Below are 12771 nucleotides of genomic sequence, written 5' to 3'. Positions count from 1 at the left end.
CAATGGTTTGGCGGATTATCTGTTAGTCCACGGATCCTGTCATGGCGCGTGGTGTTGGCGGGACCTCATCCCTGCGCTGGAATCACTTGGGCACAACGTCCGCGCGATTGACTTGCCCAGCCATGGCTCGGACCCGACGCCCATTGCCGACGTGACGTTGGACAGCTGCCGAGATGCAGTTCTGTCGGCATCTACCCCAGAGACAATTGTCGTCGGGCATTCGTGGGGCGGGTATCCGGTCAGTGCCGCGGCCGAGGCTGCACCGGACGCCATACGTGCGCTTATCTACCTGGCTGCCTATGTCCCACGGGATGGATTGTCGATGGTCGAGATGCGAAAACTGTCGCCTCGCCAGACAATCCATGATGCGGTTGAGAAATCCTCGGACGGGCTGTCCTACACGGTCAAACCAAGCAAGGTGCATGACCTGTTTTATCACGATTGCCCGCCGGAAACCGTACCCTACGCGCTGGCGCGGATGTGTCCGCAAGCCATCGCGCCGCAGGATACCCCCCTGCCCGTAACTGAAAAGTTCGATAAGGTTTCCAAAGCTTACATTCGCACAACGGACGACCGGACGATCCCGACCGAGTATCAAGAACAAATGAGCCACTGCGCCCCCGAGGGCATGCGCCACACGATCAGCACCTCGCATTCGCCGTTCTTTGCCCAACCGAAAAAGCTGGCTGAGTTGTTGGATACTATCGGGAACACGTTGCCCACATCGCAGATCTGAACAGGTCCCTTTCCACCCGCATCCTCTGCGGGTAAGGTCCGGCCAGATTATCATCCTCCCGGTTCCAATGCGCCTGCCCTTTTTCTTCGTCCTTCTCACAGTCATGATCGACGCCATGGGCATCGGTCTGGTGCTGCCCATCATGCCGGAATTAATCGTCGAAGTTCAGGGCGGCACGTTGGCCTCTGCCGCGATCTGGGGCGGAATTCTCAGCACGGCATTTGCGGCGATGCAGTTCGTGTTTGGGCCTATCCTGGGGAACCTTTCGGACGCGTATGGGCGACGGGTTGTGCTGTTGGTGTCGCTGTTCGTCATGTCTCTGGATTACGTCGTGATGGCGCTGGCTGGCAGTATCTGGCTGCTTTTGGCCGGACGCATCGTCGGCGGTATCACGGCGGCCACGCATGCGACAGCGGCGGCATTCATGGCAGATGTATCAAAACCCCATGAAAAGGCGGCAAACTTTGGCTTGTTAGGCGCGGCTTTCGGAATCGGATTCGTGCTGGGGCCCGTCATCGGCGGACTGCTCAGCGAATACGGCACACGCGCGCCATTCTGGGTTGCTGCGGCGTTGTCTGCTCTGGCTTTCGGGATCGGGCTGTTTGTCATGCCGGAAACAGTCACCGACAGAACCAGACGGGTTTTCAACCTGCGTCGCGCAAATCCGGTGAATTCGTTGCGCGCCATCGCATCGCTGCCCGGTATCCGACCGATGTTGTGGGTCTATTTTCTGTATTCAGTCTCGATCTACGTCTACCCCGCCATCTGGGCTTATTTCACCACCGAGAGGTTTGGCTGGTCACCGCAAATGATCGGCCTGTCGCTGGGCGTGTACGGGATCGGTATGGCCGCAGTACAAGGCGGGCTGATCCGTCCGGCCACCAAATACCTCGGCGAGCGTGTGACCATCATCTACGGCATGGGCTTCGAGATATTCAGCTTCCTGTTGCTAGGGTTCCTGACCAACGGATTCATTGCATTGATGCTGATCCCGATTACTGCAATCGGAGCCGTCGTGACCCCGGCCCTGCAGGCATTGATGTCTCGCGCGACACCGGACTCGCAGCAAGGGGAACTGCAGGGCGTTCTCACCTCGCTTCACGCTTTGTCGATGGTCATTTCTCCGCTTCTCATGACCACCGTCTTTGCACAGTTCATCAAACCGGACGCGCCAATCTACCTGCCAGGCGCCCCCTTCTTGCTGGCGCTGGTTATGATGATCTTCGGTCTTTCACTGTTTTTACGCTCACGTAGGGTCATGGCGTAACAGCGACATCCCTTTGGCGGATTCCGTATTGCAGTACCCTCTCAACCGCGCCACCGTGGCCGAAAGGGAGTGAGGGAACACATGCAAACCATCAAAGCCGCCGTCTGCCGGGCTTTCGGTGAACCTCTGGTCATCGAAAACGTTCAAATCGCGCCTCCCAAAACGGGTGAGGTAGAAGTGACACTGGATGCGGTGGCGATCTGCCATTCCGACATCTCGTACGCCAGCGGCGCCTGGGGCGGGTTTCTTCCCGCCGTATACGGGCACGAGGCCGCTGGGATAATCACTGCCGTCGGAGACTCGACCGGGGACTTTCAGGTCGGCGACGCAGTCGTCGTTACCCTGATCCGGGCATGCGGGTCCTGCCCCTCATGTGCTGGCGGAAAACCAACTGTTTGCGAAACGCCGTACGATACCGTCAAAGGTCCTTTACGGACCGAAGACGGCGGCCCGCTGGAACAGGCCATGGCCTGCGGAGCGTTTGCCGAAAAGGTTGTGGTCAGCCACCGGCAAATCGTGAGGATTCCGCATGACATGCCCAAGGACGTGGCCAGCCTGTTGTCCTGTGGCGTGATCACTGGTGTCGGCGCGGCTGTGAACGCCGCTGAACTGCGTGCAGGTCAGGATGTTGTCGTGATCGGCGCTGGCGGAGTGGGCCTGAACGCAATCCAAGGTGCCCGCATCGCGGGCGCGCGCCGCATCGTGGCGGTGGACATGACCGAAGAGAAACTGGCCATCGCCAAAGAATTCGGCGCAACCCACGGCGTGTTGGCCGATCAGAAAGCCCCCTGGAAAGACGCCTACAAAGCCCTCGGCGGGCGGGGAGCGGACGCCGTACTGATTACTGTTGGCGCAATTCCTGCGTACGATCAGGCCCCCCGTTACTTGGGCCGCGGTGGCAAGGCGATCATGATCGGGATGCCACATTCGGGGGACATGGCAAGTTACGAGCCGGTGGTGCTGGCCGCATTGGGTCAAGGGTTGATCGGTTCGAAAATGGGGGATGTCGTCATCCAGCGCGATATCCCGTGGATGATTGACCTCTATGAACAAGGCCGTTTGAAACTTGGCGAGCTAATCTCGGGCCGGTGGTCCCTGTCGCAGATCAATGAGGCGATCAAGGACACCAAAAGCGGATCAGCCAAGCGCAACGTCATCATTTTCGACAGAGATTGACCTCACAGGGCGGGAGAACATCTGATGAAGCTGCAGGACCTCGATATCATCGTCACAGCCCCGCCTGCCCCCGGATGGGGAGGGCGGTATTGGATATTGGTCAAAGTCACGACCAACACCGGGATCACCGGATGGGGCGAATGCTATGCGTCCTCGGTTGGCCCTGAAGCAATGCGCCATGTTATCCGGGACGTTTTCGAACGGCACATGCTGGGCGAAAACCCGGAAAACATCGAGCTGATGTTCCGGCGCGCCTATTCCAGCGGTTTCACCCAGCGCCCCGATCTGACGGTCATGGGCGCATTTTCCGGGTTGGAAATCGCCTGCTGGGACATACTGGGCAAAGATCGTGACCGCCCGGTCTATGCCCTGTTGGGAGGCCTGATGAATGAACGCATTCGGGCCTACACATACCTCTACCCCCTGCCCCAGCACAACTTGACCGATTTCTGGACATCGCCAGAGCAAGCCGGAGAATGCGCCGCAGAAATGGTGCGCCGCGGCTTCACGGCCGTCAAATTCGACCCGGCAGGCCCCTACACGATCCGGGGCGGGCACATGCCGGCGATGTCCGATATCTCGATGTCCGTCGCGTTCTGCAAAGCGATCCGCGAGGCCGTCGGAGACAAGGCGGATTTGCTGTTTGGAACCCACGGGCAATTCAACACCGCCGGAGCCATCCGTCTGGGTCAGGCGCTGGAACCCTATTCGCCACTGTGGTTCGAAGAGCCCACCCCGCCAGACATGATTGATGACATGGCCCGTGTCGCCCGCAACGTCCGAATTCCGGTCGCAACCGGTGAACGTATGACAACCAAGGCCGAATTCGGCGCTGTATTGCGTGCAGGAGCGGCCGAAATTCTTCAACCTGCGCTGGGTCGCGCCGGCGGCATCTGGGAGATGAAGAAGGTCGCCGCCATGGCCGAGGTTTTCAACGCCCAAATGGCACCACACCTCTATGCCGGACCGGTTGAGTGGGCCGCCAATATCCATCTGGCCGCGTCCATCCCAAATCTTTTATTGCTTGAGACCATCGAAACACCGTTTCACCATCAGCTTATCAACTGCTCATTGCGTGTCGAAAACGGGTTCGTCCTGGCCCCCACTGCACCCGGCCTTGGCATCGAAGTGAACGAAGACCTTGCCCGCGCCCACCCTTACACAGGCAACGAACTGCATCTGCAAATGCAGGAAGAGCCGTGTGACTATGTAAACGGAAATGCATTTCAGGGAGGCGCGCCAGCAACCGAGGGGTGACAACCAAGGGGTTCTTGAGGCACATTGACCCAACCTCAAGATGTTGGACAGGTCACGTGTGACACTTAAAGACGGTGAAACCCGGCAAGCAGAAAAAGCGCTGTCAGATTTGCAGGCAAGCGCTGCCCGGGCGTCCGCGTTTTTGAAAACATTCGCCCATGAGGGTCGGTTGATGATCCTATGCCATCTGACCGACGGAGAAAAATCGGTCGGTGAGCTGGAGGCCTTGTTGCGGATACGTCAGGCCGCAGTCAGCCAGATGCTTGCCCGGTTGCGCGCCGAGAATATTGTTGCGACGCGCAGGGACGGAAAAACGATCTACTACTCTCTGAGCAACGATGGCGTGGCGCAGGTCATCGCGGTCCTGTATGAAATGTTCTGTGAACCGGACGGGGAATAACCCTTAATTCGACACATATCCCGCAATCACCTGCAACAGCTTGAAAGCCGTTGCGGCATCGTTTTCTACAACGGCCAGGAACTCTTCCTCACCGATGCGCAAACAGGACAGTTCCGTTTCGGCGATCATGCTCAGGGCGCGGGGTTCTTTGCGGATCAAACCCAACTCACCGACCAGCGCGCCGGACCCGACTGTGGCAATCAACTGATCCTCACCGTCGGGTTGCGGTAGATAAAGCCCGGCTTCGCCCTCCAGCACGACATAGGCACCATCGGTCGGCTGGTCGTCTTTCAGGAAGACCACTTCGCCCGGCTTCGCGTCAAACCAGCGCGCACCAAAAGCCAGCAGGCGCAGCTGTCGGCGGTCAAGACCGGAAAACAGCGGAGTCTGCTCCAGCGCGCGCAGCTTGCGCGCGAGGTCGGCTGAGGCGGCACTATCTTCTTCCACGTCCGCAGGCCCTTCGTCCGAGACGACACGACCTTGCCTGATTTCGACAAACATGTCGAACACGTCCGGGGTTTCAAACTGGTCGTTCAGGTAGATCACGGTCGTATCCGGCAACAGGGCCCGCAGGTTTTTGTACACGGCAACCTTGGATGCCATATCGTAGCTGGCCAGCGCGTCCTCGAGGATCAGGATGTCCGGTTTCTTGATCGTCGCGCGTGTAAAGGACAGTGGTTCGGCAAACACCGCAGGCAGATTCTGCCCCCCAAGTGCGACCGGGACGTCGAAGATCAGCTCGACCACCAGCGGACGGGCTCCGTTCTCGTTCAGAACATCGACAATCAGCTTGCGCACGTCGTCTGACCGCGCACCGCCGATCTGGCTGACCTTTCCGAACAGCGCGTTTTCCAGAACGGTCAGTCCGGGCGCGAACTTTGTCTCATCCAGCGGCACGAAGACATCCGGCAACCGTTCCAGCAGTTTTTCGGAATGGCTGTGGCGCAGTTCCAGGATGCGGTCCTTGAGGTCATCCGTGAAAGCCGGACCAATCTGTTCGGCCGAAATCACGAAAGGCACAGCCAGCAGGTTGGCCAGTTGCTCATCATCGAGACCCGAGACTCCTTCGTTCCGGGTTTTCTCGACCAGCTCCACGGCAGCCTCATAGGTCTGCGCCTCAAGTCCGAGTTTCCGGAACAGCGGATGGTCGGTGCCGTCCAGGCCAAAAATCTGACGCAACATCTCAATCACGTCGCGGGTCAGGCTGATCAGCGTCTCATCCAGCCCAAATTCGCGAAGCTGCCCCAGAAAGACTGTCTGGCGCGCCAAAAGCTCCTGCGTCACGGGCACTTTGGGCGTGGCAAACAACAGGTTCTCAGCAACCGGCAAAGCGGGGTTATAGGTGTTGCGTTCAAAGACAAACGCCTGCTGATCCAAACCCACGTTTTTGACGGCCTGTTGAACCAATGGGCGCAGTTCGACCAATTTGTGCGCCAGCTCCGGGTGTTCTGCACTGTTGAACGCCTGCTCGGCCCCGCGCTGGAACAACGCCATCCCCGAGCCTTTTCCGTCGATCAGCTTCAGCCACCAGTCCCGGACCGCGACTGCACTTTCCAACCCGGCGGCCGACGGGTCCAGCCAATCCGTCTTGAAGGGATCAGAGCTGTTTCCTGCCCTCAGCGTCTCGGCAAAATCGGGATCGTCCGTTTCGCTTGTCAAAGGCTTGAAGCGCATCGGCATCATTACGTTGTCACCCAGCGTGCCCTGAAACATCACGGGCCGAGACGAGGCGTATCCGATACGCGCGGCAACAGTGCTTTGATGCAGGTTTGCCAAATTCGCATCTCCGATCCGAACCCTGCCAGCGCTGGGCAGGATTTCCCGGGTCAGCAACTCGGCGACGGCGCGGCGGTCTTCCTCGCTTGGGGCGGCAATTCCGACGATCTTTCCACCCGGAAAAGTCAGATCCAGATCATCCAATACCTGATTGCCGTCCATATCGCGCACCGAGACATGATCCAGAACAATGTCGCCGAACAACCGTGGCTGTGTTTCGGGTTCGCCTTCGAACAGTTTCTCATCCTGCATTCCGGCAGGGGCAAAGCGTTCCGTCACAACTTCCCAGCGAAGGCCCATATCCTGCGTCTGGTTGTAGTAGGTCAACAGTTCTTTCCACGGCGAGCTCAGGTCTTTATACGCCGCCAACGCCGCGACCAGCGCACCCAGCGAAACCGAACCCTGAAGGACCAGAAGACCGCCAACCAGATAAAACATGAACGGCGTTAGTTGTGAGATGAAGTTGTTCAAGAACTTCATAAAGAACTTTTTCTGGTAGATTTCGAACCGGATACCGAACAAACGGCCCAGCTGGTCCGAAATCATCGCCCGGCGATACCGCCACCCGCCATTCGTACGCAACGTGGACGCACCCGCCGCGTTCTCACCGATCTGAGCCGCCAATACCCGCACTTCCTGAATGCGTTTTTTGTTCAGCTGGTTGATCTGGCGTTGCAGCTTCGGGATCAGCCAGGCCTGAAGCGGGATCAATGCAACTGCTGCCAGACCGAACCAGACACTCTGCAAAAACAGGAAGGACAGAATCGTGATCATCTGCCCGGCCTGCAAAACTGGCTGGCTGATCGCATCGCCCATAAGCCCGCCCATCGGCTCGCTTTCGGCGGTGATCATCGAAACAAGTTCGCCCTGGCTGACCCGTTCGAAATAAGGCTGCGGAAAGCGCAACGCGCGGCTGATGAGCTGATACCGGAACCGGCGCAGCATCCGCTCGCTCAGCACACCTTTCATGGTGTTGATGCGCATCTTCATCAAACCATGCGCCAAAACAGCCACCAGAAAGGCCACGCATAAAATGATCAGGAAAGTGGTCTGCGGCAGGTCGTAACCCCAGACATCCACAATTGAACTTGTGGCACCGATCGCGTCGTTGATGATGCGTTTGGGCAATTCCAGCGTGAGGTAGAGCAGAGGAAACAGCGTTGAGGTCACGGCCAACAGGATCAGTTGGTCGCGTTTTGAGTACTTCCAAATAAATCGGAAAATTGAACGTTCTATGGAATCTGCCCCTGCTATGGATCACCGATCCGATCTTGACGAAAGTGTCGCAAATCCAACACCCTGAATTTACCGCAATCCAGACAAGAGACGCAAATAGTTTCGAATATGATCAGATAATCGCCAAGTGTGAACAAGTTCATTTGCGCAACTACAATTTAGTGCCTAGAGTTTGGACTGGGACGATATCGGGAGGACTATTTTGACTGCCAGCATAGGCGCAGTGTTATTGATGCTCTGCTTATTGCAGATCAAACATATGTTTGCGGACTTTTTCCTCCAGACTCCTAAAATGTTGTCCGGTCGCGGTGAGTACTTACACGCGGGCCGTGCTCAGCATGCTGGCGTACACGTTATCGGCTCGGTAATTGTGTTCATGATCTTTGGCGCGCCGTGGTCGTTTATTCTGATCATTGCCGCGCTGGAATGGATCGTACATTTCAATATCGATTTTGCCAAAGCCAGCTATTCGGACAAAAAGCAACTTATACCGACGCAGGCCGCATTCTGGCGGGCCGCCGGTCTGGATCAGTGCATGCACAACCTGACATACATTGCCATGGTTTGGGCTTGGGTTAAGTTCGCCGCCTGAACGGCGAACCAAAGTCACGCGACGTTTTTCAAAGCCGGAGGACAATACGCGGCAAGCCACTGCCTGTCCAATTGATCGATCTTGGCGGCGTCAAACTTGTGCGCCACTTCCCAGTACCGGCCAGATGGAACGACCTAGTTCAACGCTGCTTCGGCCTGCAATACAGCGTGCATGCCTTTCGTCGACGGCAGCTCGACGGACACAATCCTCTCGGCCGTAACTGACGGGTACACCAGACGGCTATCGCCCTGAGACAACCGAACCACGTGGCAGTTCTGCGCAGCGCCGAACAACGCCAATCGGGCGGATTTCGCCTCGAGCGAACGCAAGGTTACATCTTTCCGCAAAGGATCAGCAGAACCGTTGCCATAGAAATGAGTCTGGCCGGAACGAGGATAGATCATGTCACAGCCGAAAAAGGCCAAAACGGCGGGATGAAGCGCGGATAACGCCCAGTATCCCGCCGTGAATGCCATGGTACCGCCAGCGTACACAAATCCACCGAATTGGTTTTGCAAAGGAACGTATTTGTCGGCCTCGACAATCCTCTGGCCAGAGCGTGTTTCGACCGGCCGGTTATGGGCAGGAAAGTCCTCGGGGTGGATAAGTACATCCCAATCCTGCCGAACACGCCAGGCATTGTTGATGGCAACGATATGGGTAAAGGGGGCTCGCGCCCAGTCCCGCGCGGACAGCGCGGATGGGGCACTTCCAAGTATCAGAACTCAATTCTTCGGCTCGGTCATCCTGGGTCCTGCCTACTTACAGTCCCCAGGAAGGTTAGAGCGATTTGGAACGCAGATTAGCCCAGTACGGAAAAACTGCTTTCCTCGTTGATGGGACGCTTACGGGAATAGAACCCAACATCAATCGACCGCCCGATATAGGGCAGTTCGAATTGCAGCGGTTGCGCGTCGTGGTCCGCGCCGCCTTCGCAGTATTCGATCAGGGCCGTCATCATCTTGCCCGCAATCGGAGCATTCTTGTACTGGTTCCCGCTGGTTCCGCAGGCCATGTAGAACCCCGGCAGGCTGGATTTATCATAGATCGGGATCCAGTCGGTCGACGCGTCATACAAATCAACCACCCCACGTGTTTTGGACGGAATACCAAGACTTGGCACACGCTGGGCATAACGCATCGCCTGCGTTGTCCACTGATCCGTGAAGTCGTGGTTGTAGTGCACGTCATCCTCGCACCACTGATGCGGGTCGCATGCGGGATCTTCCGAGCCGACCAGAATGTGATTGCCGTGTTCCGGGCGGCAATAGCAGGCAATGTCGCTGTCCGAGACAATCGTGCCGTCATTTTCAAAATCGAACCCTTCGGGCGCGGGGACGTGGACGACTTCCTGCCGAAGGGGGCGGGTTTCGATTGTCATGTCATCCAGAACACCCGCCATCTTGTTGATGATGGCTGAACCCGGGCCGGCAACGTTCACCACAACCTTCGCGAGGATTTCCTCACCCGAGGCCAGCTTCACACCCGACACCCGGCCGTCATCGGTCAGGATCTCAACCACCTCGGCGCTGGTGCGCACCTCTGCGCCGTGCTGCTTGGCGGCATCCATCAGGTTTTGCGCGGACAGCGCCGGATCGGTGACATAGCCCGCCTGCGGCCAGAATACGCCGCCCTGCATCTTGCGCCCATTCGGTTGCCCAAACTCCGGATCATCCATGCGACGCGCAGGCGCGAAACTGTCCTGAGAATAGATCGGCAGACGCTCACTGACTTTGTCGACCGACCATTCTTCGAACGGGCAATCCAGATCGGCACTATTTTTCATGTGCTTTTCCAGCAGGCCGTTCGCGTCAGTCTTCATCACCAAGCAGCCAGTCTCACGGAACTGTGCCAGGTTAGCATCTTCCGGCAGGCCCAGATATTCGGCCCAATCGCGCCAATAGTGATATCCCTCCCACGCAAAGGCGGTTCCATCGAAGGTCGAATAATGCATCCGAATGATCGCACAAGACCCGGCAGTCGAACCGTGGCCAACCTGGCTGTTGCGGTCCAACGACAGGGTTTTCCACCCCGCTTTTGCCATTTCAAAGGCGATAGCTGCGCCGATCACACCGGTTCCGATGATGATTGCGTCAGGTTGGCTCATGAAGGTTCTCCTTTCCAATAGCGCATTGAATACGCGCTGAATTCTTCGACTTCTTCGGGCTTAGGCTCAACCCCCGTGAAGACGTAAAGGTAGTGCGGAACCATAGCGATCCGCGTGGACATCGGTTCATTCAACTGCGCAAGGTCGTACCCGATCTGCATGTAGTACAGCACGCGGGCGCGGGTTTCTGCTTCGTATTCGGAATAGCCATAGCGCGCGAACATGGCGTGCAGCGCCTCAAGCCTGCGCGCATCGGATTGATTCAGCGCGCGCCGCACCTTGCCCGATTTACGCGCCCAGTCCCGGACAGCGAAATCTAGTGCTGTGTCGAACAACGAAGTGTTCACCACGCAGCGGTGCACGTTGCAAACAGCCGCAGTAATTGTTTCCGCCGGGGCCTCGGCCTGCGCAACCAACGCAGCCGTATTGGTGGCCTGCCACCGCGCCAACAACGCGTCCAGCAGCTCTTGCCGGGATTTGAAGTACCAATAGAACGACGACCGCGACACAGCCATCCGTTCGGCCAGGTTGAGCACCTTGATCTGATCTACGCCGTCCGAGATCAGAACATCCATCGCCACATTCAGCCAATCATCTCGCGTGACTTTGATATTGCCGACCAGAGGCTCGGCTTCGGGGTCATCCCGGTGCAGGATAGGTTTGGTGCTCATTCAACTCTCCGGCGGTGCGCCGCCTTCAGCGGTACGACGGGTAATGAACTCCTGCAAGGCGCCTATACGGTCGCTGTCGCTTGGCGGAGCCTTGAAATCGCTTAGAATACCTTTCCAAACCCCCGTCGCGCGATGACTGGCATCGACTGACCCGCGTTCCGTCCAGGTTCCGAAATTGGCATAGTCGTGCACGTGCGGCTCGTAGAACTCGGTATTGTAACGCTCCATCGTCTGGCTGGACGCAAAGAAATGCCCGCTGGGTTCAACCTCGCTCAACGCGGTATCAAAGCCGATCTCGGCGGTGCCTGCCTGCGCTCCGGCGCAAAGCTCGGCCACCATGTTCAGAACCTCGGCATCGCAGATCAACTTTTCGAACGACACGCTCAAACCGCCCTCCAGCCAACCCGCCGAGTGGATGATCACAGTTGCCCCAGCCATGAGGCAGCCCCACAGGCCGAACTGGTTCTCGTTCGCTGCCTGAACATCGTTGATGTTGGACGCTGACCCAGCCGCAGACCGCCATGGCAGGCCCAGATGGCGCGCCAGTTGCCCCGCCGCCAGCGAGGCTTGAAAATGCGATGGGGTGCCGAAAGCAGGCGCGCCCGATTTCATGTCCACATTGCTGGTGAACGTGCCATAGCAGACCGGCGCGCCGGGCTTGGCAAGCTGGGTCAAGGTCAGCGCTGCCAGCGCCTCGGCATGTGACAGCGTGATGGCTCCGGCCACGGTGATCGGTGCCATCGCTCCCATCAGCGTGAAAGGCGTGATGATCGACATCTGACCACTCCGCGCAAAATCGATCAACCCCTGCGCCATCGGGATATCCAGCGTACGCGGGCTGTTCGTGTTGATGATCGTGTAGCAATGCGCGCCCGATTGAAACTCGTCGTCAGAAAGGCCGCGCGCGATGGACAGCATCTCAAAGCAATCCATCACCTGAGGGGTCCCGCGGGAGAAGAAGAACGGGAACTTGTCCGTCAACTCCATCTGCGCCTGCGTTGTGAAATAGTGGCGCAGGTGGGTTGGCACATCCTGCGGTTCGACCTGAGGCGAAATCATCTGGAAGACGTCGAAGTGATGGGTGAGCTTCAGAAAGTCCAGATAGTCTTGGCCGGTCGCCGGGCGGCGACCCCGCTCCAGATCCGTCGCATTCGGAGCCCCTGCCCCCGGTTGAAACACAAGTGACCCAAGCTCCAGCGTGAAGTCCCTGCGTCGCGCCCCGGCATGACAGGCAATCGATTTGGGGGCCGATGCCACAGCCGCCTCGACAATGTCACGTCCGATAAAGACCATCTCGGAATCTTCATCTACGCGCGCGCCCGCTTTCTCGAAGATGCGTCGCGCTTCGGGCAGCAGACATTTGACCCCCAGCTCCTGCAGGGTGCGCAGGGCCGTTTTATGCATCTCGGCGATCTGATCCGCCGGGAAAACCTCCATCAAAGGAAATGGGTTCTTTAGCTGACGGTAGTTCACGTTCCGACTGGGCGCGGGGGCGGCTTCGGGGCTTCGCCCGCGACGTCGCCGTCCGCGTTCTGATGTTTGCCCAATCATGG

General features: G+C 58.1%; 11 protein-coding genes. 6 read left to right on the top strand and 5 right to left on the bottom strand.

Annotation, left to right across the window (positions count from 1 at the left end; genetic code table 11):
* Positions 1 to 7: 7 nt before the first annotated feature.
* From MHN28_RS02995 to MHN28_RS02975, 5 genes are all read left to right on the top strand, one after another.
* Positions 8 to 736 (top strand): alpha/beta fold hydrolase, encoded by a 729-nt coding sequence (locus MHN28_RS02995; RefSeq protein ID WP_239335785.1) that lies wholly within the window; start codon positions 8 to 10, stop codon positions 734 to 736.
* Positions 737 to 803: 67 nt separating this feature from the next.
* Positions 804 to 2003 carry a TCR/Tet family MFS transporter gene (locus tag MHN28_RS02990; protein ID WP_239335783.1) on the top strand — a complete coding sequence of 400 codons (1200 nt, stop codon included), beginning with the start codon at positions 804 to 806 and terminating at the stop codon, positions 2001 to 2003.
* Between the two features lie 81 nt (positions 2004 to 2084).
* Positions 2085 to 3179 carry a Zn-dependent alcohol dehydrogenase gene (locus tag MHN28_RS02985; protein WP_239335781.1) on the top strand — a complete coding sequence of 365 codons (1095 nt, stop codon included), beginning with the start codon at positions 2085 to 2087 and terminating at the stop codon, positions 3177 to 3179.
* 24 nt (positions 3180 to 3203) lie between these two features.
* Complete coding sequence (locus tag MHN28_RS02980; RefSeq protein ID WP_239335779.1) at positions 3204 to 4436, top strand: mandelate racemase/muconate lactonizing enzyme family protein; 1233 nt, start codon at positions 3204 to 3206, stop codon at positions 4434 to 4436.
* Between the two features lie 58 nt (positions 4437 to 4494).
* Positions 4495 to 4836, top strand: coding sequence for an ArsR/SmtB family transcription factor (locus MHN28_RS02975; protein WP_370645645.1), 342 nt, complete (start codon positions 4495 to 4497; stop codon positions 4834 to 4836).
* A 3-nt stretch (positions 4837 to 4839) separates the two neighbouring features.
* Here the strand turns inward: MHN28_RS02975 and MHN28_RS02970 are convergent, their stop codons facing one another.
* Entirely contained in the window at positions 4840 to 7836 is a 2997-nt protein-coding gene (locus MHN28_RS02970) for a cyclic nucleotide-binding domain-containing protein (protein ID WP_370645657.1), read from the bottom strand.
* A 244-nt stretch (positions 7837 to 8080) separates the two neighbouring features.
* On the opposite strand from MHN28_RS02970, the gene MHN28_RS02965 reads away from it, so the two are divergent.
* Entirely contained in the window at positions 8081 to 8440 is a 360-nt protein-coding gene (locus tag MHN28_RS02965) for a DUF3307 domain-containing protein (RefSeq protein ID WP_370645656.1), read from the top strand.
* Positions 8441 to 8574: 134 nt separating this feature from the next.
* Here the strand turns inward: MHN28_RS02965 and MHN28_RS24955 are convergent, their stop codons facing one another.
* The 4 genes from MHN28_RS24955 to MHN28_RS02945 all read right to left on the bottom strand — a co-directional run bounded on the left by MHN28_RS24955 (position 8575) and on the right by MHN28_RS02945 (position 12769).
* Positions 8575 to 8916 (bottom strand): hypothetical protein, encoded by a 342-nt coding sequence (locus MHN28_RS24955; RefSeq protein ID WP_370645644.1) that lies wholly within the window; start codon positions 8914 to 8916, stop codon positions 8575 to 8577.
* A gap of 326 nt (positions 8917 to 9242) precedes the next feature.
* The gene (locus MHN28_RS02955) at positions 9243 to 10547 is read right to left on the bottom strand and encodes an FAD-binding oxidoreductase (protein ID WP_239335775.1); all 1305 of its coding nucleotides are present in this window, start codon (positions 10545 to 10547) and stop codon (positions 9243 to 9245) included.
* Complete coding sequence (locus MHN28_RS02950; protein WP_239335773.1) at positions 10544 to 11218, bottom strand: TetR/AcrR family transcriptional regulator; 675 nt, start codon at positions 11216 to 11218, stop codon at positions 10544 to 10546. Before MHN28_RS02950 ends, MHN28_RS02955 begins: the two co-directional genes overlap by 4 nt.
* The gene (locus tag MHN28_RS02945; RefSeq protein WP_239335771.1) at positions 11219 to 12769 is read right to left on the bottom strand and encodes a trimethylamine methyltransferase family protein; all 1551 of its coding nucleotides are present in this window, start codon (positions 12767 to 12769) and stop codon (positions 11219 to 11221) included.
* Positions 12770 to 12771: the final 2 nt, after the last annotated feature.

Origin of the sequence: Ruegeria sp. Ofav3-42, from assembly GCF_022347725.1 — a bacterium.
GTDB lineage: Bacteria > Pseudomonadota > Alphaproteobacteria > Rhodobacterales > Rhodobacteraceae > Ruegeria.
Note: the sequence above shows the minus strand (reverse complement) of the source record. Positions and strands in the feature narration are given on the sequence as shown.